Consider the following 26975-nt stretch of genomic DNA (forward strand, 5'->3'; position numbering starts at 1 on the left):
CTGCTATGCTGTTTCAAACTGCGTAATTTTGGGCGAACGGATGTGTATCTCAAACCATTCAATAAGTTCACTACGCATCAATAAAGGCAGCACAGCATAATGGTGGCCACTTATCGCCCCAGCAAGCGCCAATAATACATTAACCCCGAGTGAGCGCCTTAATGCACGTAACTTCAGATAACAGCATTTGGCCCCTTCACGCCGCAGCTCCGCCGCATTCTTGATGCCGGCTTTCCACAATAGTCGTTCAAGGCTGGCACTGAGATTCGGCAAATCTTTCAGACGAACTGTTGGCCCTTTTTTGCTTAAAAACTCAGCTTTAGCCCCTTGATAAGCGCGTGTAGCAAAATGACTCAGTGTGCACTCATCACTCCATAATGCAGAGTCTACCCAATAATAACGCAGCAATACCGGTAACCCACGTTTAGCGTAGACAAAGTTACTCATCCCCCGACTGCGGAATAGCGTTTCTATCTTATTATTGGCGCGTAAATACAGTTCGCCGTCCGAAACCACCGCAAACATAATGCCGTTCGCCAATAGGCCATAGCCACCAAATTGCGAACGAACTGTGATCTTGCCTAAAAAATCGAAACGATCCTGTGCTTGCATGATTTTGTTTTCTGATGCGTTTTCCATAACTACTCCTTTAGTAAAAATCCGATCCAACGTCCCTATTCAGTTGCAATAAGTGTAAGAGGAACAACCAATTAAAAAATACGCAATATGGATTACCTAGCCAAACACAAAATGAATTTGCACGGATTTACATCACAATTATGCGAAGCGTCTTGTAAAAATTTAGTTGATCTTCGAACAAACAGTGACTACTGTATATGCATACAGCACACTACAGGCGAGGTTCATAATGCGTACTCAATCACTAAAACCTTATAATGCTAATTATCATTCTCTTATTAGCCGTGAAACACCGGAAAGAGTTGATGCTCCAACAGATAGTGGCCTTATCAGTGAACTTGTGTACAGTGAAAACCAGCCTGCGGTAACTCAGTTATTGCTTCCTTTATTGCAACAACTTGGTAAGCAGTCTCGCTGGCTTTTATGGCTGGCCCCACAACAGAAATTAAGTCGTTTATGGTTACAGCATTCAGGCTTACCAATAGATAAAGTCGTTCAGTTACGGCAAATCAATCCATTGTCGACTGTTGATGCAATGGAGAAGGCATTATTGACGGGAAATTACAGTGTCGTTCTTGGTTGGCTACCGGAGTTGTCAGAAAATGATCGAATCAGATTACGTTTGGCAGCAAAGTTAGGGAATGCTTATGGGTTTGTTATGCGTCCGTTGAATGACATAAAACTGAACCAAGGACAGTGCGCAACGTTAAAAATTCATTCTTCTTTGTATCATTAAGTAAATTTAGGATTTATCCCATGAATTATTACAATATTTAGCGCTTACTCCTGTAAAACCGGCATAAAGCGAGTCGGAATGCGGCTTGTAGCAGAAAATAACGTCTAGAAAACGCGGGTTTTTACCGCTAAATCGTTAAAGATAATGCACTATTTCGCTTTTTTTTCAGGCGGTTTATCACATCACACTTGTAACTTTCTCGCCACGTTGTAGACTTTACATCGCCAAGGTTGCTCTAAAACGCCAAATTATACTGGCAGCGTGATTAACGGGAGCGTTAAAACCTTGGCGAAGAATTTTAACCAAGGGCTTAGCTTTTTAAAGCTCATTGCCTATTTGGATGATAACGAGGCGTAAAATGAAAAAGACAGCTATCGCATTAGCAGTGGCACTGGCTGGTTTCGCTACAGTAGCGCAAGCCGCACCGAAAGATAACACCTGGTACACCGGTGGTAAACTGGGTTGGTCCCAGTATCAAGATACTGGCACTGGCGGTATCTATGGCAACGTTGGCAACGACGGTCCTACCCATAAAGACCAACTGGGTGCTGGTGCGTTCTTGGGTTACCAAGCAAACCAATACCTGGGCTTTGAAATGGGATACGACTGGCTTGGCCGTATGCCTTACAAAGGCGACGTAAATAACGGCGCATTCAAAGCACAAGGCGTACAGCTGGCTGCTAAACTGAGCTACCCAATTGCTCAGGACTTGGACCTGTACACCCGTCTGGGTGGTCTGGTTTGGCGCGTAGATTCTAGCGCTTACGATGCTCCTACTGATAGCCGTGCTAGCAACCATGACACCGGTGTTTCTCCACTGGTAGCGCTGGGTGCAGAATACGCATGGACCAAAAACTGGGCAACCCGTATGGAATACCAATGGGTTAGCAACATCGGTGATAAAGCTACCGTTGGTGCTCGTCCAGACAATGGTATGCTGAGCCTGGGTGTTTCTTACCGTTTCGGTCAGGAAGATGCAGTAGCGCCAGTAGTTGCTCCAGCACCAGCTCCAGCTCCAGTTGTTGACACTAAGCGTTTCACACTGAAATCTGACGTGCTGTTCGCTTTCAACAAAGCAACTCTGAAACCAGAAGGCCAGCAAGCTCTGGACCAACTGTATGCACAACTGAGCTCTATCGATCCTAAAGACGGTTCTGTAGTTGTTCTGGGCTTCGCTGACCGTATCGGTCAACCAGCACCGAACTTAGTTCTGTCTCAGCGTCGTGCTGACAGCGTGCGTGATTACCTGGTTTCTAAAGGTATCCCTGCTGACAAAATCACCGCTCGCGGTGAAGGTCAAGCAAACCCAGTTACTGGTAACACCTGTGACAACGTGAAACCACGTGCTGCTCTGATCAATTGCCTGGCACCAGATCGTCGCGTAGAGATCGAAGTTAAAGGCTACAAAGAAGTTGTAACTCAGCCACAGGCTTAAGTTTACTCCTTTCGTAAAAAACCCCGCATTGCGGGGTTTTTTTTGTCATCAATGATAACAAACCAGGCCACATCTCTTTTCTTAATGGCTCTATATCAATATCATCTTTTATCTAATTCATACCAAGACAGGTTAAATCTCTTTACCAAGAATATCCTGTAAGTCCTGTTTCAAAGATGACATCTGGTTGGCATATTTCTCTTTACGCTCAGCATCTTCAATTAACTGCACCACTGTATCTGACAGAGTATTGCCACGGCGCCGGGCTAGAGCGGCCAAACGCTGCCAAACCAGAAATTCCAGATCGATCGACTTTTTGCGCGTATGCTGATGCTCAGCATTGAAATGGCGCTTACGTCTGGCGCGGATAGTCTGCTTCATCCGCGTCGCCAGTTGTACGTTCATATGAGTGTCAATCCACTCCAGCACCTTTACTGGTTCACTTTCCAGTTTCATCAATTGCTCTACTGCGTCTGTCGCTGCACTGTTTTCAATGTGGCGGGTAATGGCTTCACCTTCACGGTGCTTTTTTACCAAATACGCCCATTTCCAACCACTTTCCAGATTTTCCAGTTGTTGATATTTCATCGTGAGCTCTTTAGTGACCGTGTAACTTAAGTCAAGCATAACAGTTTTATGCAGAATTTCACCCTACAAAAAGCCTATGATTAGTTTGTTTTTTGTACGGAATACTGCCGATGTCTTACTCCTTGCTACCAACTGCCACTCTACGTATATGCAGCCTGCTTTATTCTTGTATAATCGCCCTTTCCCTTTTTGACGATTGCATCTATTACTTTGACCAATAACCGACTTGAATGGCAGTCAATGCTGCCGAACGCAACGCCCTATGAAGCGTTATTTACTACTGCCTCCCAGTTGGAGCCGGTTTCTTTCTCGGCGATTCAGCCCCGGTTAGAGAATGGCATGACGCTATTTTGTCATCCACAATCTCAACCGCGTTTTATGCTGATTAAAGCACAGGAGAGTACTGAGTATCTGGCATTGATCGCGCAGGCAGTTAAAGAGCTGCAACCTGAAGCCTCTGCCGTGTTTGGTGGCGATTATCAGATTGATGGCAATCTAGTGACCTGGCAGCCGGCCCAACGTGGTAACGAGCCTTTTGCGGCACATTCACGCTGTCTCTATCAGGAATGGGTAGAACCAGAACAACTGTTTGGTTGTGTTAGATGGCATAAAGATCAAATCAGTCTGCAACCCGGCTTGGTTCATCAGGCTAATGGCGGCATATTGATCCTGTCAGTACGGGCATTACAAGCTCAACCACTGATGTGGCTGCGTCTGAAACAGATGATTGTCCAGCAGCGCTTCGATTGGTTGTCACCTGATGAAACCCGCCCTCTGCCAGTACACATTCCCTCGATGCCACTGGATCTGCGCCTGATTCTCGTTGGCGACCGTCTGGGCCTTGGCGATTTCCACGATATGGAACCCGAGTTAGGCGAATTGGCTATCTATGGCGAGTTCGAGGTCGAGCTGCCGCTGGTCGATATCGATGGCATGACCCTATGGTGTGGCTATATCAATGCGTTATTGCAGAAAAAACAGTTGCCATCTTTATCTGCCGATGCCTGGCCAGTTCTGTTTCGTCAGGCAGTGCGCTACAGCGGTGATCAGGGCAGTCTGCCGCTGTGCCCTGTATGGCTAACTGGCCAGTTGGCAGAAGCAGCGCTGTATGCTGAAGAAGAGTCAATTACAGCCAATGCGCTGGACATTGCCTTGAATGCCCGTGATTGGCGCAATAGTTATCTTGCTGAGCGGATGCAAGATGAGATTGAACTAGGGCAGATTTTGGTTGATACCGAAGGGTTAGTCGTCGGTCAGATTAATGGTTTGTCGGTACTGGAATACCCAGGTCACCCTTATGCTTTTGGCGAACCTGCACGTATCAGTTGTGTGGTTCACTTGGGTGATGGCGAGTTTGTTGACGTTGAACGTAAAGCGGAACTGGGCGGTAATCTACATGCTAAAGGCATGATGATTATGCAAGCATTCTTGATCTCAGAATTGGAACTTGATCAGCCGCTACCCTTCTCGGCTTCGATTGTTTTTGAGCAATCCTATGGTGAGGTCGATGGTGATAGCGCATCACTGGCCGAGCTTTGCGCCTTGATCAGTGCCCTTTCGCAGCAACCGATCAACCAGCAAATTGCGGTCACAGGCTCTGTTGATCAGTTTGGTAATGTGCAGCCTATTGGCGGCGTGAATGAAAAGATCGAAGGCTTCTTCGAAGCCTGTCAGCGTCGCGGGTTGACGGGTACTCAAGGGGTGATTCTACCGACCACCAATGTCCGTCATTTATGCCTGAATCAGGCAGTGATTGAGGCGGTACAAAATGGTCAGTTCCATCTCTGGGCGGTTGATAGCGCCGCTGAAGCACTGCCGTTATTGACAGGCATGGTGTATGCCGACGAGCAGCAACCAAGCCTGTTAGGTATAATTCAAGAGCGAATCTCACAGGTTAATCCGCAGGACAGACACCGTTGGCCATGGCCATTACGCTGGCTAAACTGGTTCAACCAGGGCTGATCGGACTTGCTCAGCGTACAGGTGTACGCTATTCTGCGCACTTCACTAAAATAAGGCTTACTGAGAACATGGTAGATAAACGCGAATCCTATACAAAAGAAGACCTTGAAGCATCAGGCCGTGGCGAACTGTTTGGCGCTGGCGGGCCACCATTGCCAGCTGGCAATATGTTAATGATGGACCGTGTCGTCAAGATGACAGAAGACGGCGGTACCTATGGCAAAGGTTATGTGGAAGCGGAACTGGATATCAATCCAGATCTATGGTTCTTCGGTTGCCACTTTATCGGTGATCCTGTAATGCCAGGCTGCCTGGGCCTTGATGCTATGTGGCAATTGGTTGGGTTCTATCTTGGCTGGCTAGGTGGCGAAGGCAAAGGTCGCGCGCTGGGTGTCGGTGAAGTTAAATTCACCGGTCAGGTACTGCCTGAAGCCAAGAAAGTAACATATCGTATTAATTTTAAACGTGTCATTATGCGTAAATTAATTATGGGTGTCGCGGACGGTGAAGTTTTGGTTGATGGCAAAGTGATTTACACTGCCACCGACTTGAAAGTCGGTCTGTTTAAAGACACCAATACTTTCTAATATTTGTTATCCCTGTGCAGGGGCAGTTACTCCCCTGCACCATAATAATGATGCCACGAGGCATTTTTTTTAACCTAAGTAACTACAATAAATGTAGTCACTTGTTGAATGTTAATTTTCAGCCCACGCTCAGCCAAAGCCACAATAATGATGTGAGGAATGGAATGCAAAGAACCCGCCTTGAAGACATGCCTTGCCCGGTTGCCCGCTCTCTTGAACGCGTCGGCGAATGGTGGAGCATATTAATCATCCGCGATGCCTTTCAGGGGTTAACGCGGTTTGATGAATTTCAGCAAAGTTTGCAGCTATCACCCACTATCCTCACCCGCCGCCTAAAGTATCTGGTGGAAAGTGGGATCCTTGAAAAGCGGCTCTATAATCCGCGTCCTGCCCGCTATGAGTATTTACTGACTGAGCGTGGCAATGATTTTTTCCCAGTGATGGCGGCACTATTCCAGTGGGGTAATCAGCATTTTGCACCACTTGGTCCTGCGGTGGTACTCGCAGATCGCCGTACGGGTAATCCGGTAGAAACTATCTTACTGGACAGAAATACCGGGCAACCTATTTGTGTACAAGATGTCACTCTTGCGGCAGGCTCCGTCAAGAGCGATATAATTAATAAACGGTTGGCACTGATGCATGGCAAACAGTCAATAGATACCAGGCAACAGTCTCACTCAATTAAGTCTCAAAAGGAAAAACAATGAATACGCGCCGTGTAGTAATTACAGGAATGGGTGTGGTTTCCCCGTTAGGCTGTGGTAGCGAAACTGTTTGGCAACGTTTGCTGGCAGGACAATCCGGCATCCGTATTCTGCCGGATGAGATTGTCGGTGATTTGTCAGCTAAGATTGGTGGGCAAGTGCCTACACTTGACGCAGACTCAGAAGCAGGCTTTGATCCTGATAAAGCTGTTGCGCCAAAAGATCAGAAGAAAATGGATCGTTTCATTGCGTTTGCGATGGCGGCGGCAGATGAAGCTATTACCCAAGCCGACTGGCATGCTGACGATGTAGAAAAACAGGAGCGTACCGCTACCGTGATTGGTTCTGGTATTGGCGGTTTCCCTGCGATTGCTCATGCCGTACGCACCACCGACACTCGCGGGCCAAAACGCCTCTCCCCTTTCACTATACCTTCATTTTTGGTGAATTTGGCTGCGGGTCATGTTTCTATTAAACATCATTTTAAAGGGCCAATTGGCGCGCCCGTCACCGCTTGTGCGGCGGGAGTGCAAGCTATTGGTGATGCGGTGCGGATGATCCGCAACGATGAAGCGGATGTTGCCTTATGTGGTGGCGCTGAAGCCGCGATTGATAAGGTCAGTTTGGCTGGTTTTGCTGCAGCTCGTGCTCTATCAACCGGTTTTAATAGCACACCTGAGAAAGCCTCCCGTCCCTTCGACAGTGCTCGCGATGGTTTTGTGATGGGGGAAGGTGCCGGTTTACTGATTATTGAAGAATTAGAACATGCTCTCGCCCGTGGTGCACAACCGTTAGCTGAGATTGTCGGCTACGGTACCAGTGCCGATGCCTACCATATGACCTCTGGAGCTGAAGATGGTGATGGCGCATATCGCGCAATGAAGATCGCTTTGCGTCAGGCCAAAATTAAGCCAGAACAAGTTCAGCATCTTAATGCGCATGCAACCTCAACTCCGGTGGGGGATCTTGGCGAAATCAATGCGATTAAACACTTATTTGGTGAAGGTAATACCTTAGCCATTACCTCAACCAAGTCAGCCACCGGGCATTTGCTGGGGGCGGCTGGCGGATTGGAAACCATCTTCACGGTACTGGCACTGCGTGATCAAATCGTGCCTGCCACTCTGAATTTGGAGAGTCTGGATGCTGCGGCCAAGGGGTTGAATATTGTGGCAGGTAAAGCTCTCCCCCATGAGATAACCTATGCGCTGTCAAATGGCTTCGGTTTTGGCGGGGTTAACGCGAGTATCTTGCTAAAACGCTGGGCTGAATAGTTGGTCAGACCTAGAAGAGTTGACGCCAGTCAATGATTCGGGTGAGCGAATGCAGCCAACAACGCTGCGGCGACAAGTACCACCTGTATTACTCAAAGTAATTGGTGTTGCAGCTAGGCGGCAAATGAGTGAATTCCGATGAGTTGACACCAGTCAATGATTCGGATGAGCGAACGCAGCCAACAACGCTGCGGCGACAAGAACGAAGAGTAAAAATGAAAACCTCCGCAATATGCGCATAAAGCGGAGGTGATCCCTTAGTCTGACAGAGAGCCGCTTAAGCGGTCACAGCCCTGTCCTCCATGGCTTGTCGCCAACCTCCTAACCAATGCGATCTGGCGTCTAAAGCTTGATAGGGACAAATTTCCCTTGAACGCCCTGAAATACCTGCTTGATACCCGCGTGACAACGCCCTTTCCAGGCGATCTCTTTTCTGTCTCTTCATGCCTCGTTTCCCTCATCTTTCGGTCTGGTGGAAAGAAAACAGTGACCACTTTATGTGCAGTCACAATTAAGTGATAGACCTTAGGAAACAGAAAAGCAATGCGCAAAATTCACGCCAATGTCATATTTGTGAGCTATGCCCGCTGAATTTGCTAAGTGATTGATTTGGGGTGAATGAAGGTAAAACATTGATATTAAACAAAAAACCCTCTTTCGCAGTAATTTTTCGTTAGCAACGAAAGAGAGTTTGACTGATATTAGACTAAATTAGAACAAAATATTACTTAACGTTTTGTAACTGAGCAGCAATAACCTTGGCTTCCTGCTGCCAGCCCTGCGCCAAGGTTCGGATCAGAGCATCGTAGCCGTCTTCACTCTGTTTAAGTTCGAGATCGAATGGCTGCTTAATCAACTGTCCCTGATGTTTCAGTATCCACACACCACGAATAACAGCGCGACCATCATAGCGGCCATGGAAGCCGGTTACAGTCACATTGAGGACATCCTGATCGCTATCCAGTGGTTGTGAAGAGACCAACCAACCCGGCAGCGCATTACTCAGATTGGTTACCAAGGTTTGCTGCAACTGTTGATCCAGTGGACTGGCCCACAGGTTGTTGCTGGCAATGACATACTGTACATCATTGGTTTGGTATACCACTCCCGTCGCAGCCAGATAATCAGCGACACCAACATGTTCAATCCATAATTGCCTTGAAGCAACACTACTACTGACCGTAGCAGGAGCGCTGAGTGCCGGTAACTGATAGTAGGTTTTGCCGGGTTCGCTACTGCAAGCGCTAAGTAACAGCACTGCGAGAACTGCCATCCATTTCATCATTTTTTGGCCTTCTTAGGCTGAGGATCCTGACTTCCTGCCGCTTCAAATACCAGCGCGTTACTCTTCTCATTCAGCGTACGCAATACTGGCTGTAATTCACGCAAGACCTGATCTAACCGTTGCATATCACCCACCATCTTGTTGTAGGCCGGTGAACCTGGCTGGAAGCCTTTCATGCTGCGATTCAACTCATTCAGGGTTTTTTGCAGATCTTTGGGGAGATCCTGCATCGCCGGGCTTGAGGTGATTGCGGTCAATGCCGCCAAGGTTTTCTGAGTTTCACGCATCGTTTTCTGACTTTCAGCCAGTGTCTTCGTGACTTCATTCACCATTGGATCCAGCGGTAGACTATTAATCTTATCCAGTGTTTGCATCAATTTCTGCTGAATTTGCGCTAAGCCACCACTGACGGTGGGCAGCAATGGATAGCCCGCCACTTCCAACGGCCCTTTCCACGGTTTGGCATCTGGGTAGAAATCCAGATCAATAAACAGCGCACCCGTCAGCAAGTTACCTGATTTCAATGAGGCACGTAGCCCGCGTTCTTTGGCTGTTTTCAATATTTGCGCAAAGTTGGTATCCGGGCCTAAATCATCGCGGAAACGGCCTGGCTCAATGCGAATAAGCACCGGAATACGGAAATCATTATCAACCCGCTGCCGCATACCTTCGGTGAAGAACGGCACATCGGCTACAGTACCCACACGAATACCACGGAACTCTACCGGCGCACCAGACTGCAAACCACGTACAGAGTCGGAGAAGAACAACAAGAAATCTTCATGTTCCGTGAACAGAGAATTTTGAATGCTGCTGCGATTATCAAACAGTTTGAATTCAGCTTTATCTGCCGTGACCGGCTTGCCCAGATCCAAACCATCAGGCACATCGAAACTTACGCCACCACTGAAAAGGGTTGCCAGCGATGCCATTTCAACTCGCATTCCTTGTGATGATAGATCGACCGCTACACCACTGTCCTTCCAGAAACGGACATTGCTGGTGACCAGACTGTCATAAGGCGCACCAATAAATAACTGATAACGCATTAAGCGTGACTTAGCATCGAAGGTGCTGGTTTCTACCGATCCGACCCGGTAGCCACGGAACAATACCGGGTCGCCAGCATTCAACTGCCCAGCCTGTTCGCTGTCCAGAATGATACGCACCCCTTTAGCATCAGGTGAGGCCAGCGGTGGGGAATCCAATAAGGTGAATTCACTTAATGATTTACCTTTGCTACCCGGTTGCAGCTCAATGTAAGCACCGGAAAGTAGTGTTCCCAGGCCAGATACACCCTCACGGCCAATCTGCGGCTTCACCACCCAGAAGACGGTATCGCTATGTAACAGGGTATTCATGCCTGAGCTGAGCCGTGCCTGCACGATAACATGGTTCAGATCCTCACTCAGCGTGACCTGCTCTACGATACCGACATCCACACTACGACTTTTTATTTTTGTTTTACCTGCTTCAATACCTTCGGCATTCAGTGTGGTCAATACCACCTGTGGCCCCTGGTGGCTGAAATGATAAAACAAAATCCATGCGCCAATCAGCACAGTGACAATCGGGATGATCCACACCGGCGACCATCGCTTGATTTTTTCAATTTCCGCCACATTCTGGCTGGGATTATTGTCCGTCACCTTGCGGCTCCTTTTGGGTTGATTCACTGATTCGATCCCAGGTTAAACGGGGATCAAAGGTTAATGCAGCAAACATTGTCAGAACCACTACCATGGCAAATAACAGTGCACCAATCGCTGGATAAATACTCATCAGTTGCCCAATACGGACTAATGAAGAGAGCACAGCAATAACAAAGACATCGATCATTGACCAACGGCCAACAAACTCCACGATTTCATAGATGAAATGCATCCGTTCAGTATCGCTATTACCTTTACCTTTTGCATCCCAACACAGCCAGGCAATCGCTAACATTTTTAACGATGGCACCATGATACTGGCGATAAAAATCACCATCGCCACCGGATAAGAACCTTCGCTCCACAAGAAAATGACCCCCGCCATAATGGTAGAACCCATTTGACTCCCCAGACTTTCGGTAATCATAATCGGCATCAAATTAGCCGGAATATAGAGCAGAATCGAGGTGATCAATAGGGCCATCGTCCACTGCAAGCTATGGCGACGACGAACATAGCCATGAGTATGGCAGCGCGGGCATTGCACCTGGGATTGCGGCAAAATTGCGGTACAACAAGAACAGGATCGCAACCCCTGACGCAAACCAGTACGGCCCGCAACCAACGGGAGCTTCAGTTCAGGAGCCGGAGCAATATCCTGCCACATCCAATGACGATCGACACATTGGAAGGCGCGGACTTGTAACAGACAAAATAGGCAATAGGGGATAAAACTGCTGCCAATACCGATGTCGCCATACGCCATCAGTTTGACAAAGCTCACCAGCACACCGGCGAGGAAGATCTCAACCATGCACCAGCTTTTAAATTGGAATAACGCTTTCGCGATTGCGGCTTTCAAGTGGGCTGGCATCCGCACCCGCAGGCAAAGCAGGATGATGGCTACCATACAGAATGCCGGTATCAACTGAACCAGTACCATAAATAACGTTGCCATGCTGGCATAGTTATCTGACACCATGACTCTGGGTATTTGGAGTAAGGTAATTTCGCTGGTGATCCCGGCCACACGCATGTTGACGAACGGGAACATATTAGCCAGCAATAGCATAAATAATGCACTAACCGCGTACCCCACAGGGCGCTTGCGTGGCTCATCCCACCTGGCAGTCAGTGTGGTTTTGCAACGCGGACATACCGCTTTGGTGCCATAAGGCAGCGAGGGTAAGGCCACTGACATGTCGCACTGCCGGCACAGGATGACATTCCCTGACTGCCCGCCGTGTTTAGGCTCAATAACAGAATACAATATCTATGTCCTTACGGCTGGCCTGTATATCCCTTCATCTTTCAACATGCAGATGGTTGGCTGTTCCGTTACTCCGCCATCCGTGGTTCTCGCCTCTACCAGGCCGCTGCAAGCTACCTTCCTGCACGTTGAAATCTATTGGGTATTGTTGAACACCGTTCTATCAAGAGACTTACTATAACAATAGACATAATATCGTATTGCACGTCATCTGGTAGAACGGCGGTTACACATTTTTAACCGTTTTTCTGAGCTTCCAGCTCTTCCCAACGACCAAATGCTACTTCTAACGCCTGTTCAGCATCAGCTAATGCTTTCAAGACCTGTTGTGTCTCTTCATGCGGGCGGGAGAAGAAATCTGCGTGACCAACTTCAGCCTGTAACTCACTGATTTCATTTTCCAGTTTTTCTAGCTGTTGCGGTAACTGATCCAACTCACGCTGTAAGTTATAGCTCAACTTACCCGGGCGTTTAGCGGCGGGTGCATTACTCTTAACCGGTGACGCAGCTTTGGTTTCTTCAACTTTAGCCGCTACCTGACGGATAGGTTTTGCCTCAGCACGTTGCTGATGCGCATCATAATAGCCGCCAACAAAACTATTGATCTGGCCATTACCTTCAAAGATCCAACATTCAGTCACTGAGTTATCAACGAATTGACGGTCATGGCTTACCAACAACACTGTGCCCTGATAGCTATCAACCATCTCTTCCAACAACTCCAGTGTTTCCACATCCAGATCGTTGGTCGGTTCATCGAGGATCAACAAGTTGCTAGGCTTAAGGAATAATTTAGCCAATAACAGGCGATTACGCTCACCACCAGACAGCGCTTTCACCGGTGTCATTGCGCGTTTAGGGTGGAACAAGAAGTCTTGCAGGTAACCTAGTACATGACGCGAGCGGCCATTTACCATCACTTCTTGCTTACCTTCTGCCAGGTTATCCATCACCGTACGTTCGGGATCAAGTTCTGCCCGATGCTGGTCAAAATAAGCCACTTCCAACTTGGTGCCACAATGTACTTTGCCGCTGTCCGCTTTAAGCTGACCGAGCATCAGTTTCAGTAATGTCGTTTTACCGCAACCATTTGGGCCCACCAGCGCGATTTTATCGCCACGCTGTACTTGTGCGGTAAAATCTTTCACTAATACTTTGCCATCAATCTGATAGTTAACATTCTCCAGATCAAAGACAATTTTGCCTGAACGCACGGTCTCTTCGACTTGCATCTTGGCTGTGCCCATCACTTCACGGCGTTCTGAACGCTCCATGCGCAGCGCTTTCAGCGCGCGCACACGGCCTTCGTTACGGGTGCGGCGCGCTTTGATACCTTGGCGTATCCACACTTCTTCCTGCGCCAGTTTGCGGTCAAATTCAGCGTTTTGCAGCTCTTCAACCCGCAATGCTTCTTCTTTGCTGGCAAGATACAGTTCGTAATTCCCTGGCCATGACACCAATTTGCCACGATCAAGGTCGACAATACGGGTCGCCATCGCGCGGATAAAGGAACGGTCATGAGAGATAAACACGATGCTACCCTGGAATTCTTTCAGGAAGCCTTCCAGCCAATTAATGGTTTCGATGTCCAAATGGTTGGTCGGTTCATCCAGCAGCAGCACTTTCGGCGAGCTTACCAGCGCACGGCCTAGTGCTGCTTTACGCAACCAACCACCTGACAGTGATGAAAGTTCGGCATCAGCAGATAAACCAAGTTGAACCAGCACTTCCTGAATGCGGCTGTCTAATTGCCACAAACCTTGATGGTCCAGAATCTCCTGCAATGCCGCCAGACGATTGAGGTTCTTCTCACTTGGGTCTAACTCAACCTGATGCAAGCTGGCGTGGTAGGCTTTTAAATGTTCAGCCTGTTCCTGCACGCCTTCAGCCACAAAGTCAAACACGGTACCGGCCACATTGCGTGGTGGGTCTTGTTGCAGACGCGCCACAATCAAATCTTGCTCATAAATGATGCGGCCATCATCCAGTGCTACTTCTTTGCTCAAAATTTTCAATAAGGTGGATTTACCTGCGCCATTACGGCCCACCAGACAAACGCGCTCGTTTGCCTCAATATGCAATTCAGTATTATCCAATAAAGGTGCATCGCTGAACGACAGCCAGGCACCGGACATGCTAATTAACGACATAGTTTCTACTTTTCCTCGTGGCTGTGGGTGACCAGCCAACAGTTGTGGATTTGACGATTACGGGCAAAGTCTTCTGATTGTGTCTGAGCTGTTATCTCTTTCGCTTCCAGCCCTAACGCCTTTATCCCGTCCAAATCCATCTGGAAACCGCGCTTATTGTTCGAGAACATGATTGTTCCCTTACGGCGCAGTAACCGTTTAAGTTCTTTCATCAGCACTAAGTGATCGCGCTGAACATCAAAGGTGGTCTCCATACGCTTGGAGTTGGAGAAAGTCGGTGGATCAATGAAGATCACATCGAACTGCTCATCAGTGTTACTGAGCCATGAAAGGCAATCAGCCTGAATCAAGCGGTGTTGTTGGCCAGTTAAGCCATTCACCCGCAAATTCTTCTCGGCCCACTCCAGATAGGTACGCGACATATCAACCGTCGTGGTACTGCGCGCACCACCCAAGCCGGCATGAACACTGGCCGTACCGGTATAGGCAAACAGGTTAAGGAAGTCTTTACCCTGGCTCATTTTACCTAGCATCTGGCGAGCGATACGGTGATCAAGGAACAGACCGGTATCGAGGTAATCGGTCAGGTTAACCCATAGCTTGGCGTTATATTCACTCACCAGCAGGAATTCACCTTTTTGTGCCAGCTTTTCGTATTGGTTTTTGCCCTTCTGGCGCTCACGGGTTTTCAATACCAATTGATTGGATGGGAGATCCAGTACCGCAAGGGTGGCATTAATCACATCAAATAAGCGCTGGCGGGCCTTTTGCGCATCAATCGTTTTCGGCGGCGCATATTCCTGTACCACCACTTTGCTGCCGTAACGATCGACGGCCACATTATAATCAGGCAAATCAGCATCATACAGACGGTAGCATTCGATACCCTGCTGTTTGGCCCACTTATCCAGCTTTTTCACGTTTTTACGTAGACGGTTGGCATAATCTTCTGCCACCTGAACACCCGCAGCACCCTGTGGATTCGCCGCTAACTGATAATTTTTCTGCACGCAATCCAGCGGGCCATTTTTCGCTTTAAATTCACGTTCCGCCCGCAGTTGCAGGCAACTCAGCAATTCCGGTGATGCACTGAACAGCGATAAACGCCAGCCACCAAATGCCGATTTCATGATGCGACCGAGCATATTATGCAATGCAATCAATGCCGGCTCGCTTTCCAACCGCTCACCGTAAGGCGGGTTACTGATAACCGTGCCTACCGGCCCTTCCGGCAATGGGTTCACTAACTTACTGACATCATTGGCATTGAAGCTAATCAGCTCCGATACCCCAGCACGGCGGGCATTAGCACGCGCCATTTCGATAACTCGTCTGTCGATGTCTGAACCGAAGAAGCGAGAAGTGGTTTCCTGCAAACCATTGCGGGCACGCACTTGCGCCTCGGTGGTCAATTCACGCCATAGCACTTCGTTGAAGGCACTCCAGGCGGTAAAGCCCCAATGGGCGCGATGCAAACCTGGGGCGCGATCAGAGGCTATCATTGCCGCTTCAATCAGCAATGTACCGGAACCACACATCGGATCGACCATCGGTGTACCTGACTGCCAGCCAGAACGCTGGATAATTGCCGCTGCCAGGTTTTCTTTCAGGGGAGCCTGACCGGTCAAATCACGGTAGCCGCGCTGATGCAGCCCTTCACCACTGAGATCCAATGCCACACTGGCCATATCCCGTTGTAGGAAAACATTCACCCGAATATCCGGTTGCTGCTTGGCAACCGTTGGGCGCTGCTCCAACTTACGGGTAAAGCTGTCAACAATGGCATCTTTTACTTTCAATGCACCGTACTGGCTGTTGCGGATTTCATCATTCACGCCGCTAAAGTGCACAGCAAAGGTTTTATCCACACCAAAAATTGACGGCCAGTCGATCGCCTGCACCCCGAGGTACAAGTCCAAATCGCTGTAAACTTTAAATTCGTTAAGCGGTAACAAGATGCGCGAAGCCAGGCGGCTCCACAGCAGGCTTTGGTACATGAGTCGATCGTCACCCTGAAAATGTACCCCACCCTGTACTATTTTACAGTCGTGAGCGCCCAGCGCTTCGAGTTCGCTTTTTAACAGTTCTTCCAGTCCACGCGCCGTGCTGGCAAACAGAGAGTTCATATCGCACTATCACCAAAAAGAAAATTGTTGCGCATTATAGCTAATCCCAGCAGCTTGTCATAAAGTTGCTCCTTCTTATTTAATACTCGCACGGAGGCAATGGTGATTACCCTCTCCCGACTCTACGTTCATCCGGTGAAATCCATGCGCGGCTTGCAGCTTTCTCATGCTCAAGTCAGCAGCAGTGGGCTGGCCTTTGACCGCGTATTTATGATTACCGAACCGGATGGCACTTTTATTACTGCGCGCCAAAATCCGCAGATGGTGTTGTTCACCCCGGCATTAATGCCGGACGGTTTATATCTCACGGCGCCCGATGGCGAGAGTGCCAGTATCCGCTTTAATGATTTTTTAGCCAATGCTGAACCAACGGAAGTCTGGGGAAATCATTTTACGGCGCTAATTGCCCCTGAGACCATCAATAACTGGCTCAGTGGCTATTTTCAGCGTGAAGTGCAATTACGCTGGCTCGGTGCCCAGTTAACCCGCAGGGTGAAACCGATGCCAGAGATTCCACTGTCTTTTGCTGATGGCTTCCCTTATCTGCTCATTAACGAAGCATCATTTAAAGAACTACAGCAACGCTGCCCTGGCAGTATTAAATTAGAACAGTTTCGCCCGAATTTAGTCGTAACCGGTGCCAGTGCATTTGCCGAAGACAGTTGGCAGGTGATTCGCGTTGGAGATATCACCTTTGATTTGGTTAAGCCATGCAGCCGTTGTGTATTAACCACCGTCAGCGTAGAACGCGGGCGGAAACACCCCGCCGGTGAGCCATTACGAACACTACAGACATTCCGAACTGCGGAAAATGGCGATATCGATTTTGGCCAGAATATGGTGGCCAGGAACAGCGGTATTATTCGGATAGGCGATGAAGTAGAAATTCTGTCAACCAAACCACCACGGCCATACAGTGCAGGTGCCATAGTTGAAAGCCTGGCGGCACCACTTGAGCAATCCAAAGCGGTATCGATTGAATATAACGGCATTCGCTTTAATGGCAATAATCAGCAGGTATTGCTGGAACAATTGGAACAACAAAATATCCGCATTCCTTATTCATGCCGGGCTGGGATATGTGGTAGCTGTAGAATTACATTAGTGAATGGCGATGTTGCGCCTTTAAAACAGAGTGCCATTGGCAATGACGGAACTATTCTTTGTTGTAGCTGTATTCCCACAGGGGATATTACCCTCAGCGGTAAATAAGATAATCCCGATAAACTTACTCTCTGCACGCAGCTAACCACTTTACTGCGGTATGAAGGGGAATTATACCGCTCGGTCGAAAGCTGGGGCGGTATAAACCTCTGCAATGATAAGTGGCAACAAACGGTCATTCATTATCTTAATGGCATCACCTAATACCATCTGCCGTCCAGCTAATACCACTTGTGATTGTGCTAATAAACACAAACTTGCCGAATCACCCGACTCAACCACTAACAAGCGAACATCTTCACCACTATCCAATACTTTAACTAACGCCAACTCACCATTTTTTGGCATCAGCGCTTTAGGATATTGTACAAAATACCAACTTTTGGGCATTAGTGGTTTTAGGAAACGAAATGCGACCAATGCATTTAACACCAATTCTGAACGTTGTTCATGGCTCAATTTAATTTGGCGACATTGATCTTCGAATTCAAAATAGAGTGCGGCATCGTCGACACAGAATGCGGATTCATCGAAAGCATCTGGGGTTAGCATTTTAGACGGGAAACGCGAGCGAAATATCATACCATTAGCTAAATCCAACATCAGTCGGTCGTGTTCGGTATCAAAATACCAACGCCATTTATCATCTGGTTTAATTCGCATATTTTTCCTTCCCGCCATGCTGCTAACATCATTGACTCAATAACTGAGTTCTTCGCCCATCAAATGGGATTAATTTCATATAACCGCATCATACTTCAAACAGCATGTGCGTTGGCGGCTCTCGTTACTCAGCCCATCCATGAAGTTCGCCGCTACGAGACCACTATAAGCCGCGTTCAAATCAGTTCACGACCACTTTGTTATTCGATTACCGCTTACCTGCAACTCACATTATTTAGGTATAGGGCTTTCGCTGTATATTTAATCTACCGGAGTAAAATATAGACGAGCCGGAGGAAGAAATAAACCCCCCGGCCAGTAATGAAGTTAAATAATTAGATATGAGTGATGATATTCTTAATCAAACCAGGCCCACGGAAGATAAAGCCGGAATAAATTTGAATCAATGAAGCACCTGCCGCCATTTTTTCGCGAGCGGCAGTAACCGAATCAATTCCACCTACCCCGATAATTGGCAGACGCCCTTGCAGTTCTTGCGATAAGCGACGAATGACTTCCGTGCTACGTAATTGTAATGGTCGGCCACTTAAACCACCGGCTTGTTCGCAATAATTTAATCCCTGAATGAGAGAGCGATCTAACGTTGTATTAGTGGCAATAACGCCATCTATATTATGGCGAACTAAACTGTCAGCTATTTGGATCAACTCTTCCTCGGTAAGATCCGGCGCGATCTTTACTGCCACAGGAACATATTTATGATGGCGCTGATGTAATTCAGTTTGTTTATTTTTAATTGCTGCCAACAAATCATCTAACGCTTCACCATACTGCAAAGATCGTAACCCTGGGGTATTAGGTGAGGAGATATTAATCGCAATATATCCCGCGTAAGGATAAATTTTATCCATACAAATCAAGTAATCTTCTTTACCTTGCTCTACCGGGGTGTCTTTATTTTTCCCGATATTAATACCTAATATTCCGCCAAAATGTGATTTTTTGACATTTTCAATTAAGTTATCAACTCCGTGATTATTAAATCCCATCCGGTTGATCAAGCCTTCAGCCTCAACGATCCTAAACAACCTTGGCTTATCATTACCTGACTGTGGCCGGGGTGTCACCGTACCCACTTCGATAAAACCGAACCCCATCGCGCCCAGAGCATCAATACATTCACCGTCTTTATCCAGCCCCGCCGCCAAACCTAATGGATTTTTGAATGACAATCCCATACAGCTCACTGGTTTGGTTGGTACCGACTGGCGAACCAGGAATTCGAGTGGTGTGCCAGTAACACGTTTTAACTGCCGGAAAGTGAATTCATGGGCACGTTCTGGATCAAGCTGAAATAGTGCTTTTTTGACGAGTGGGTAGTACATGTGATCTCCTGACCGGCTTTCAACCTATGGATAGACGCGGGAATGGTAAATTTATCTATCAGGAAAGTAAACGATTGCTCAGTAAAGCCACGCAAAGAATCTCTTTGTTTAACTATATTGATAACAAGATGTTAACTATTTGTAGGTCAAGAACCATAAAAAAGAGGGCATTGCTGCCCTCTGTGCTGTGAAGGTAACGTTAGTGGGCAGCGCTATTGGCTGATTTAGCCATTATGCGGCCAGTGCTTTAGTTATCTTCTCGTATAAATCACCGGACAGATTATCTAGCGTTTTAAGTTGCTCCAGCGCCTGGCGCATCAGAGCCTGACGGCCAGCATCATAACGTTTCAAGCGAATCAACGGCTCAATCAGCCGTGCAGCCACCTGCGGGTTACGGGTATTCAAATCACTGAGAATTTCGACCAGGAATTGATAACCACTGCCATCGCTGGCATGGAATGCCGCCGGATTACCCGAAGCAAAACTACCGACTAACGCACGAGTGCGATTTGGATTGCTCAAACTGAATGCCGGATGCTTAAGCAAAGCCCGTACCTGTGTCAAAACATCAGCCGCCGGACTCGTCGCTTGCAGTGCAAACCATTTATCCATAACCAAACCATCATGATTCCAACGCATATCGAAGGCTGTAAGCAACTCATCACGGCAAGGTAATTGTGCAGCGACTGCCGCCGCCAATGCGGCCAGCGAATCAGTCATATTATCCGCCTGGTGGTATTGTGACGAGACCAACTTGTTAGCAAAGTCTTCATCAGCAAAAGCCAGATAATTCAGGCAGGTATTACGCAATGCACGCTTGGCAATATCACTGTGTTCAATACGATACACAGGTGTCATATTCGCAACATATACGGCTAACAGTTCATCAGACAATGCCTGAGCCAAACAACGAGTAATAGCCTCATGAACCGCACTGATCGCCAGCGGATCAATGGTAGTAAACAGCTCTGCTATTTCATTTTCTGACGGTAAGGTCAAGATCTGCGCTGCCAGAGCCGGATCAAGATTTTCATCGAGTAATACTGCCCGGAAAGCATCCGCAACGTGAGTGGGTAAACTCAGCGGCTGTTTCTGCTGATACTTGGCAACATTAAGTTTGATATAGGTTGCCAGCAAGCTCTGGGCAGCATCCCAACGAGAGAATTCATTACGCGCATGCTGCATCAGGAAAGTGAGCTGCTGATCACTGTAGGTATAATCCAGTTTGACTGGAGCGGAGAATTCGCGCAGCAAAGAGGGGATCGGCGTATGTTCAACATTATCAAAGGTAAATGTCTGCTCAGACTCGGTCACATTCAGGACATGATGGACCGGCAAGCCGTTTTTCTGTAGCGCAATCACATTTCCGTTACTGTCATATAGTTCAATATCTAATGGAATATGCAGTGGCAGTTTTTCTGGCTGGTCAGCGGTTGGTAAGGTTTTCTGGCTGACGTGCAGATGGTACTGCTGCTTCTCAGCATCATAGTCATCACGGATGGTCAGAATCGGAGTGCCGGACTGGCTATACCAGCGACGGAATAAAGAGAGATCGACATTCGATGCATCTTCCATTGCTTGTACAAAATCATCGCACGTTGCGGCACTACCATCATGGCGTTCAAAATAGAGCTGCATACCGGCCTGGAATTGTTGTTCACCCAGTAGGGTATGCATCATGCGGATAACTTCTGAACCCTTCTCATACACGGTAAGGGTGTAAAAGTTGTTCATCTCGATAACTTTGTCTGGTCGAATGGCATGGGCCATTGGGCTGGCATCTTCGGCAAACTGTGCGGCACGCATTACGCGTACGTTCTCAATTCGATTAACTGAACGTGAACCTAAATCAGAGCTGAACTCTTGATCACGGAATACCGTCAAGCCCTCTTTCAGGCTTAACTGGAACCAATCACGGCACGTGACTCGATTACCTGTCCAATTATGAAAATATTCATGTCCGATAACCGCTTCAATGTTCAGATAATCTTTATCTGTTGCTGTTTCAGCTTTTGCCAGAACATATTTAGAGTTGAATACATTCAGGCCTTTATTTTCCATCGCACCCATATTGAAGAAATCAACCGCGACAATCATATAGATGTCGAGATCGTATTCCAGACCAAAACGAGTCTCATCCCATTTCATGGAGTTCTTCAACGACGTCATCGCCCAGTCGGCGCGATCTAAATTACCGCGGTCAACAAAAAGCTCCAATGCGACTTCACGCCCGGAGCGGGTAATGAACTTATCGCGCAAAACATCAAAATCACCGGCAACCAGAGCAAACAGATAACAAGGCTTAGGGAATGGATCTTGCCATTTTACCCAATGACGACCATCTTCCAGTGTACCCTGCCCCACAGGGTTACCATTGGAAAGCAAATAAGGATAACGAGATTTGTCAGCCACGATGCGGGTCGTAAAACGGGCCAAAACATCAGGACGGTCTAAATAGTAAGTAATATGGCGGAAACCTTCGGCTTCACACTGGGTGCACAGCGCGTCACCGGAAAGATATAATCCCTCAAGTGCACTGTTGGTCGCAGGATGAATATCATTGACGATTGTCAGTGTGAAATGTGCTGGTAATTGCTCAATGACCAGCGAGTTATCCTGTAGCTGATAATGAGGCCAAACTTGCCCATCAACACTGATACTGACGAGCGTGAGATCCTCACCATTTAGAATCAACGGCGTCACATCTGCTACCTGACGTTTTACTTTACTGACCGCCGTTACCGTCGTTTTTTGCGCATCCAGTGCGAAGTCCAAATCGATATCGGTAATGGTGTAATCCGGCGATTTATAATCGTGACGGTATTTAGCTTGCGGCTGTTGTGTCATAGGAACCCTTTTGACGTCATCAGTGAATATGATTATCAGGTCTGTATTAATAGTCGTATAAGGCCAGTATCACGGCAACCAGAACATTGCTGTCAGCCCATTGGCCTCAGACTCAGATAGCTTTTCAATGTATCACAATTGTAAAAAAAACCTAGGTGAGAGCGAGTGCTATTACGGCAAATAACGCATTGAATGTGCTTTTTTCGAGCCGCCTCGCAGCTCATTTTCCTGCTTGCATTTGGTGAACAAAATACCCGTTGATTTGCTCGGTATCGTCATTTCTGACAGCAGAATATGCCAATACCATCAGCACGGAACCCGACATCATGCACATTGGTCTTCATACATTAATAAGATTGAACATAGATTCAGACCTTTATTGAGAACCCAGTAGATGTCGATCCCCAGTTTGAAGAAGGTGATGGGTGGAATGCTGAATGGGATGGTTTAAATATCATTAATTCACACCATGTCTGGGTAGACCATGTCACGTTTAGTGATGGCCGTTTTACGATTGATCAATACACCGAGAAGGATGGCTGGAAGTTTGTTCAGCATGATGGCGCGTTAGATATTAAACGCGGCTCTGACTATGTCACGGTTTCTCACTGCCGTTTTGAATTACATGACAAAACTATTTTGATTGGTCATAGCGATAGTCATGCTGAGCAAGATGCAGGAACCATGCACGTTATATTCTTTAATAATTACTTTACGCGGATAATCCAGCGCACTCCGCGAGTTCGTTTCGCCAGCATACATCTCTATAATAATTTATTTGAGCAAGATAAATCAGATCCTATATATCCCTACGAATACAGCTATGGCTTGGGTTATCAGTCCAGTATTTTATCAGAGAAAAATATATTTTTGGTTAATGACCTTACGGCTGAATATCGGGTAATGAAGGCGTTTAATGGCGGCGATAAAGTTAATGATGACGGCTCGACTTTTAACCATAGCCTTGCTGAACTCAACAATTGTGGGTTTGACGCTGATATCGGCAGGATCCCACCCTATGCCTATGATGTTGTAGCGCTTAGCCAAGAATTCATCGACCATATCCGCAATCAAGCGGGTTCGGGGCTACCCTACGGCCATCTTCCCTGATCGCACTTATCTAAGTCGATGTCTAAACATATAATATGATGTTTGCTATTTCCCCACATTGCTCTGCGTTGATTGTGATATCTCAATGATGGGGAAATACCCGCACCAGGCCGCCAAGGTGACCTCTGATAACCAACAGGAAACAAAGATTTACCTTTTGTTGCTCAGTAGTGCAATTTAATAACCCTATATTTTATAAGTTAATTTATCCTTTATTCGCTTAAACAGCTAAAAATCTGACCTTAAGGGCCAACACCACTAAAGAAAATAGCCGTTTCACTGATAATGGCACGTTTAATCCTAGACCTGTGATTAGCATTTATGGTGTGATGAGGCTTCAATAACAGGATAATACCGGTATACTCCTGCGACTTTATAGATTATGTCCAAAGTAATTGGTGTTGCCGGTCGGCGGCCAGTGAACGCATCACGATGAGCTTACATAAGTAGGTAATTCGGGTGAGTGAACGAAGCAGCCCTGACAACTTCAAGTACCAAGGGTATATGCTGACTGCGGAAAATGCTCCTACGAGGATGCTGTATAGCGCCATGACCCAAGACGCCTCACCGATTTTGACTTCACTGCTTGATACGGATGCTTATAAGCTCCATATGCAACAAGCCGTGTTCCATCGCTATCGCCATATTACCGTTGCCGCTGAATTCCGCTGCCGTGGTGATGAGTTGCTGGGCGAATATGCCGATGAAATCCGCCATCAGATAGCGCTAATGAAACAATTAGCGTTAACCGATGATGAGTTTACCTACCTCTCGGGGTTACCCTTCTTTCAAGATGATTACCTCAATTGGTTGCGGGATTTTCGTTTTAATCCTGAGCAGGTCACCGTATCCAATAATGACGGTAAATTAGATATTCGGATTGCCGGTTTATGGTGCGAAACGATTTTATGGGAAGTCCCTTTGCTGGCAGTGATCAGTGAAATCGTTCATCGGCGCCGGTCAGTCGGTGTCACAACAGCCGAGGCCGTCACACAACTGCGCAACAAACTTCAGCAGTTTAAGATTCTCAGCGCGGATATCGATATTAGTCATTTCAAGCTAATGGATTTTGGCTCCCGTCGCCGTTTCTCACGCGATATACAGCATGCTATTGTCAGCAGCTTAAAAGATGAGTTCCCCTATATTGTAGGTACCAGCAACTATGATTTAGCCCGCAACCTGGCATTAGCTCCGGTCGGTACTCAAGCCCATGAATGGTTCCAGGCTCATCAGCAGATAAGTCCGATACTGGCCAATAGTCAGCGCGTGGCACTACAAGTCTGGTTAGATGAGTACCCAAATCAACTTGGTGTCGCACTGACTGACTGTATTACCATGGATGCCTTCTTGCGCGATTTTGATGAGACATTCGCCAATCGCTATCAAGGATTGCGCCATGACTCAGGTGACCCGGTAGAATGGGGTGAAAAAGCTATCGCCCATTATGAAAAACTGGGTATTGACCCAATGAGTAAAACATTGGTGTTTTCAGATAATTTAGATCTGGAAAAAGCGTTGTCACTCTATCGCCATTTCTATCAACGAATTAAATTAGTATTCGGTATCGGTACCCGTTTAACTTGTGATATTCCCGGCGTTAAACCGCTCAATATTGTCATTAAACTGGTTGAATGCAACAACAAGCCGGTCGCAAAACTCTCGGATAGTCCGGGTAAAACTATCTGTCAGGACCCGGCTTTTGTTGATGAGTTACGCGAAGCATTCGCCCTGCCGTTAGTCAAAAAGGCCAGTTAGTATCGGCCTGCATAATGAGGGTTCGTCGGGGTGTTAATATAACCCGGCGAGCCACTTCACTTAGCCGTTTTCCCCTCACAACCACTTCCCAATTAAACCCAGCTCTGATTTGTGCCGCCTTTATTAAGGATAACGACAGAAATGTTGCACTGATCTGGTGATTTCTACTTGTGTCCTGCACTGCCGCAAGTAACATAGCAACATCCCCATTTGGTTGGGTTGTTAACTATTTCTATATCAAAACTATTAAAGAGAGAAATCTATGAGCGTAGTGCCTGTAGTCGACGTACTGCAAGGCCGTGCTGCGGTTGACAGTGAAGTCACCGTACGCGGTTGGGTGCGTACCCGGAGAGATTCTAAAGCGGGTATCTCCTTCGTTGCCGTTTATGACGGTTCCTGCTTTGACCCGTTACAGGCCGTCGTGAATAATGCTTTGCCTAATTATCAGGATGAAGTACTGCATCTGACTACCGGCTGCTCAGTAGAAGTCACTGGAACAGTGGTGGCATCACCAGGTGAAGGCCAGAGCTTTGAAATTCAGGCAACTGCTATCAAAGTGGTCGGCTGGGTTGATGATCCCGATACCTATCCGATGGCGGCAAAACGTCACAGCATCGAATACTTGCGCGAAGTGGCTCACTTACGCCCACGTACAAACCTGATTGGTGCTGTTGCCCGTGTCCGCCATACCTTAGCGCAGGCAATTCACCGTTTCTTCGATGAAAATGGTTACTTCTGGGTTTCTACCCCACTGATCACCGCTTCAGATACCGAAGGTGCTGGTGAAATGTTCCGCGTGTCGACGCTGGATCTGGAAAACTTGCCACGCACTGATACTGGAGCTGTCGATTTCAGCGAGGATTTCTTCGGTAAAGAAGCATTCCTGACGGTATCCGGTCAGTTGAATGGAGAAACCTACGCCAGTGCATTGTCCAAAGTTTACACTTTCGGCCCCACTTTCCGGGCAGAAAACTCCAACACCAGCCGTCATTTGGCGGAATTCTGGATGGTTGAACCTGAAGTCGCATTTGCTTCTTTAGATGACGTCGCCGCATTGGCCGAGAAAATGCTGAAATATGTTTTCCAGGCGGTGCTCAATGAACGTGCTGATGACATGAAGTTCTTTGCTGAGCGGGTAGATAAAGATGCGGTAGATCGCCTACAACGTTTTGTCACCTCTGATTTTGCTCAGGTTGATTACACCGACGCTATCGAGATTTTGCTGGCATCGGGCCAGAAATTTGAAAATGACGTGTCATGGGGCATAGATTTGTCTTCTGAACATGAGCGTTATTTGGCTGAGAAACACTTTAAGGCACCGGTAGTGGTTAAAAACTACCCGAAAGACATTAAAGCTTTCTATATGCGGATGAACGAAGATGGCAAAACCGTTGCAGCGATGGATGTATTAGCGCCGGGAATTGGTGAAATCATCGGGGGTTCACAACGTGAAGAGCGCTTAGATGTGTTGGACGCACGTCTGGAAGAGATGGGCCTCAATAAAGAAGATTATTGGTGGTATCGTGATCTGCGTCGCTACGGTACGGTACCGCATTCAGGATTTGGCCTTGGATTTGAGCGATTGATCTCCTATGTAACAGGGGTCCAAAACGTTCGGGATGTCATCCCATTCCCACGCACACCGAGAAATGCCAGCTTCTAAGTTCGTCATTTCGAAA

At 47.4% G+C, this 26975-nt stretch carries 21 protein-coding genes; 10 read left to right on the forward strand and 11 right to left on the reverse strand.

The features are described 5' to 3' along the window. Window positions 1-3 precede the first annotated feature (3 nt). The gene (locus Q2T71_RS12680; RefSeq protein ID WP_372559312.1) at window positions 4-639 is read right to left on the reverse strand and encodes a TfoX/Sxy family DNA transformation protein; all 636 of its coding nucleotides are present in this window, start codon (window positions 637-639) and stop codon (window positions 4-6) included. Between the two features lie 229 nt (window positions 640-868). Here Q2T71_RS12680 and sulA point away from each other — a divergent pair, with 229 nt between their 5' ends. Beyond that, window positions 869-1375 carry an SOS-induced cell division inhibitor SulA gene (gene sulA / locus Q2T71_RS12685; protein WP_372559313.1) on the forward strand — a complete coding sequence of 169 codons (507 nt, stop codon included), beginning with the start codon at window positions 869-871 and terminating at the stop codon, window positions 1373-1375. 358 nt (window positions 1376-1733) lie between these two features. Further along, window positions 1734-2810, forward strand: a complete 1077-nt coding sequence (gene ompA / locus Q2T71_RS12690; protein WP_083158470.1) for a porin OmpA — start codon at window positions 1734-1736, stop codon at window positions 2808-2810. A gap of 132 nt (window positions 2811-2942) precedes the next feature. On the opposite strand, the gene matP is transcribed toward ompA, so the two are convergent. After that, window positions 2943-3398 carry a macrodomain Ter protein MatP gene (matP, locus tag Q2T71_RS12695; protein WP_083158469.1) on the reverse strand — a complete coding sequence of 152 codons (456 nt, stop codon included), beginning with the start codon at window positions 3396-3398 and terminating at the stop codon, window positions 2943-2945. A gap of 210 nt (window positions 3399-3608) precedes the next feature. Between matP and Q2T71_RS12700 the strand changes: the two genes are divergently transcribed. From Q2T71_RS12700 to fabF, 4 genes are all read left to right on the forward strand, one after another. Beyond that, window positions 3609-5360 carry an AAA family ATPase gene (locus Q2T71_RS12700; protein ID WP_372559314.1) on the forward strand — a complete coding sequence of 584 codons (1752 nt, stop codon included), beginning with the start codon at window positions 3609-3611 and terminating at the stop codon, window positions 5358-5360. Window positions 5361-5428: 68 nt separating this feature from the next. Next, the gene (gene fabA, locus Q2T71_RS12705; protein WP_083158467.1) at window positions 5429-5947 is read left to right on the forward strand and encodes a bifunctional 3-hydroxydecanoyl-ACP dehydratase/trans-2-decenoyl-ACP isomerase; all 519 of its coding nucleotides are present in this window, start codon (window positions 5429-5431) and stop codon (window positions 5945-5947) included. 164 nt (window positions 5948-6111) lie between these two features. Continuing rightward, complete coding sequence (locus Q2T71_RS12710; protein ID WP_372559315.1) at window positions 6112-6657, forward strand: winged helix-turn-helix transcriptional regulator; 546 nt, start codon at window positions 6112-6114, stop codon at window positions 6655-6657. Beyond that, window positions 6654-7928: a beta-ketoacyl-ACP synthase II gene (gene fabF / locus Q2T71_RS12715; RefSeq protein WP_372559316.1), complete on the forward strand. Its 1275-nt coding sequence runs from the start codon at window positions 6654-6656 to the stop codon at window positions 7926-7928. Before Q2T71_RS12710 ends, fabF begins: the two co-directional genes overlap by 4 nt. A gap of 277 nt (window positions 7929-8205) precedes the next feature. On the opposite strand, the gene rmf is transcribed toward fabF, so the two are convergent. From rmf to rlmKL, 6 genes are all read right to left on the reverse strand, one after another. Further along, the gene (rmf, locus tag Q2T71_RS12720; RefSeq protein WP_005170911.1) at window positions 8206-8373 is read right to left on the reverse strand and encodes a ribosome modulation factor; all 168 of its coding nucleotides are present in this window, start codon (window positions 8371-8373) and stop codon (window positions 8206-8208) included. A 279-nt stretch (window positions 8374-8652) separates the two neighbouring features. Continuing rightward, a complete protein-coding gene (gene pqiC, locus Q2T71_RS12725; protein WP_372559317.1) occupies window positions 8653-9213 on the reverse strand; it encodes a membrane integrity-associated transporter subunit PqiC in 561 nt (186 codons plus the stop codon). After that, window positions 9210-10862, reverse strand: a complete 1653-nt coding sequence (gene pqiB / locus Q2T71_RS12730; protein ID WP_372559318.1) for an intermembrane transport protein PqiB — start codon at window positions 10860-10862, stop codon at window positions 9210-9212. The genes pqiC and pqiB overlap by 4 nt, the downstream gene beginning before the upstream one ends. After that, window positions 10849-12135: a membrane integrity-associated transporter subunit PqiA gene (pqiA, locus tag Q2T71_RS12735; protein ID WP_372559319.1), complete on the reverse strand. Its 1287-nt coding sequence runs from the start codon at window positions 12133-12135 to the stop codon at window positions 10849-10851. Before pqiA ends, pqiB begins: the two co-directional genes overlap by 14 nt. Window positions 12136-12371: 236 nt before the next feature. Next, window positions 12372-14285 carry an ABC transporter ATP-binding protein gene (locus Q2T71_RS12740; protein WP_372559320.1) on the reverse strand — a complete coding sequence of 638 codons (1914 nt, stop codon included), beginning with the start codon at window positions 14283-14285 and terminating at the stop codon, window positions 12372-12374. A 5-nt stretch (window positions 14286-14290) separates the two neighbouring features. Next, window positions 14291-16411, reverse strand: a complete 2121-nt coding sequence (rlmKL, locus tag Q2T71_RS12745; RefSeq protein ID WP_083158461.1) for a bifunctional 23S rRNA (guanine(2069)-N(7))-methyltransferase RlmK/23S rRNA (guanine(2445)-N(2))-methyltransferase RlmL — start codon at window positions 16409-16411, stop codon at window positions 14291-14293. 99 nt (window positions 16412-16510) lie between these two features. On the opposite strand from rlmKL, the gene Q2T71_RS12750 reads away from it, so the two are divergent. After that, window positions 16511-17623 (forward strand): YcbX family protein, encoded by a 1113-nt coding sequence (locus Q2T71_RS12750; RefSeq protein WP_372559321.1) that lies wholly within the window; start codon window positions 16511-16513, stop codon window positions 17621-17623. Between the two features lie 63 nt (window positions 17624-17686). Here Q2T71_RS12750 and Q2T71_RS12755 read toward each other — a convergent pair whose 3' ends face one another. The 3 genes from Q2T71_RS12755 to pepN all read right to left on the reverse strand — a co-directional run bounded on the left by Q2T71_RS12755 (window position 17687) and on the right by pepN (window position 22431). After that, entirely contained in the window at window positions 17687-18238 is a 552-nt protein-coding gene (locus Q2T71_RS12755; RefSeq protein ID WP_083158459.1) for a cell division protein ZapC, read from the reverse strand. 335 nt (window positions 18239-18573) lie between these two features. Beyond that, the gene (gene pyrD, locus Q2T71_RS12760) at window positions 18574-19584 is read right to left on the reverse strand and encodes a quinone-dependent dihydroorotate dehydrogenase (protein WP_005184626.1); all 1011 of its coding nucleotides are present in this window, start codon (window positions 19582-19584) and stop codon (window positions 18574-18576) included. A gap of 231 nt (window positions 19585-19815) precedes the next feature. After that, complete coding sequence (gene pepN, locus Q2T71_RS12765) at window positions 19816-22431, reverse strand: aminopeptidase N (protein ID WP_372559322.1); 2616 nt, start codon at window positions 22429-22431, stop codon at window positions 19816-19818. Window positions 22432-22809: 378 nt separating this feature from the next. Between pepN and Q2T71_RS12770 the strand changes: the two genes are divergently transcribed. The 3 genes from Q2T71_RS12770 (at window position 22810) to asnS (ending at window position 26959) form a co-directional block, all read left to right on the forward strand. Beyond that, window positions 22810-23541: a hypothetical protein gene (locus Q2T71_RS12770; protein ID WP_372559918.1), complete on the forward strand. Its 732-nt coding sequence runs from the start codon at window positions 22810-22812 to the stop codon at window positions 23539-23541. A 549-nt stretch (window positions 23542-24090) separates the two neighbouring features. Further along, a complete protein-coding gene (gene pncB, locus Q2T71_RS12775; RefSeq protein ID WP_372559919.1) occupies window positions 24091-25296 on the forward strand; it encodes a nicotinate phosphoribosyltransferase in 1206 nt (401 codons plus the stop codon). Between the two features lie 262 nt (window positions 25297-25558). After that, complete coding sequence (gene asnS / locus Q2T71_RS12780; protein WP_083158454.1) at window positions 25559-26959, forward strand: asparagine--tRNA ligase; 1401 nt, start codon at window positions 25559-25561, stop codon at window positions 26957-26959. The last annotated feature ends 16 nt before the right edge of the window (window positions 26960-26975 follow it).

Source organism: Yersinia sp. 1652 StPb PI (assembly GCF_041538345.1).
Lineage (GTDB): Bacteria > Pseudomonadota > Gammaproteobacteria > Enterobacterales > Enterobacteriaceae > Yersinia > Yersinia enterocolitica_E.

Coding starts and splice junctions, on each gene's coding strand:
- Q2T71_RS12710 (WP_372559315.1), top strand. CDS start 6,112: ATGCAAAGAACCCGCCTTGAAGACATGCCTTGCCCGGTTGCCCGCTCT.
- fabA (WP_083158467.1), top strand. CDS start 5,429: ATGGTAGATAAACGCGAATCCTATACAAAAGAAGACCTTGAAGCATCA.
- rmf (WP_005170911.1), bottom strand. CDS start 8,373: ATGAAGAGACAGAAAAGAGATCGCCTGGAAAGGGCGTTGTCACGCGGG.
- pqiC (WP_372559317.1), bottom strand. CDS start 9,213: ATGATGAAATGGATGGCAGTTCTCGCAGTGCTGTTACTTAGCGCTTGC.
- ompA (WP_083158470.1), top strand. CDS start 1,734: ATGAAAAAGACAGCTATCGCATTAGCAGTGGCACTGGCTGGTTTCGCT.
- Q2T71_RS12680 (WP_372559312.1), bottom strand. CDS start 639: ATGGAAAACGCATCAGAAAACAAAATCATGCAAGCACAGGATCGTTTC.
- rlmKL (WP_083158461.1), bottom strand. CDS start 16,411: ATGAACTCTCTGTTTGCCAGCACGGCGCGTGGACTGGAAGAACTGTTA.
- pyrD (WP_005184626.1), bottom strand. CDS start 19,584: ATGTACTACCCACTCGTCAAAAAAGCACTATTTCAGCTTGATCCAGAA.
- asnS (WP_083158454.1), top strand. CDS start 25,559: ATGAGCGTAGTGCCTGTAGTCGACGTACTGCAAGGCCGTGCTGCGGTT.
- sulA (WP_372559313.1), top strand. CDS start 869: ATGCGTACTCAATCACTAAAACCTTATAATGCTAATTATCATTCTCTT.
- matP (WP_083158469.1), bottom strand. CDS start 3,398: ATGAAATATCAACAACTGGAAAATCTGGAAAGTGGTTGGAAATGGGCG.
- fabF (WP_372559316.1), top strand. CDS start 6,654: ATGAATACGCGCCGTGTAGTAATTACAGGAATGGGTGTGGTTTCCCCG.
- Q2T71_RS12750 (WP_372559321.1), top strand. CDS start 16,511: ATGGTGATTACCCTCTCCCGACTCTACGTTCATCCGGTGAAATCCATG.
- Q2T71_RS12740 (WP_372559320.1), bottom strand. CDS start 14,285: ATGTCGTTAATTAGCATGTCCGGTGCCTGGCTGTCGTTCAGCGATGCA.
- Q2T71_RS12755 (WP_083158459.1), bottom strand. CDS start 18,238: ATGCGAATTAAACCAGATGATAAATGGCGTTGGTATTTTGATACCGAA.
- pncB (WP_372559919.1), top strand. CDS start 24,091: ATGACCCAAGACGCCTCACCGATTTTGACTTCACTGCTTGATACGGAT.
- pepN (WP_372559322.1), bottom strand. CDS start 22,431: ATGACACAACAGCCGCAAGCTAAATACCGTCACGATTATAAATCGCCG.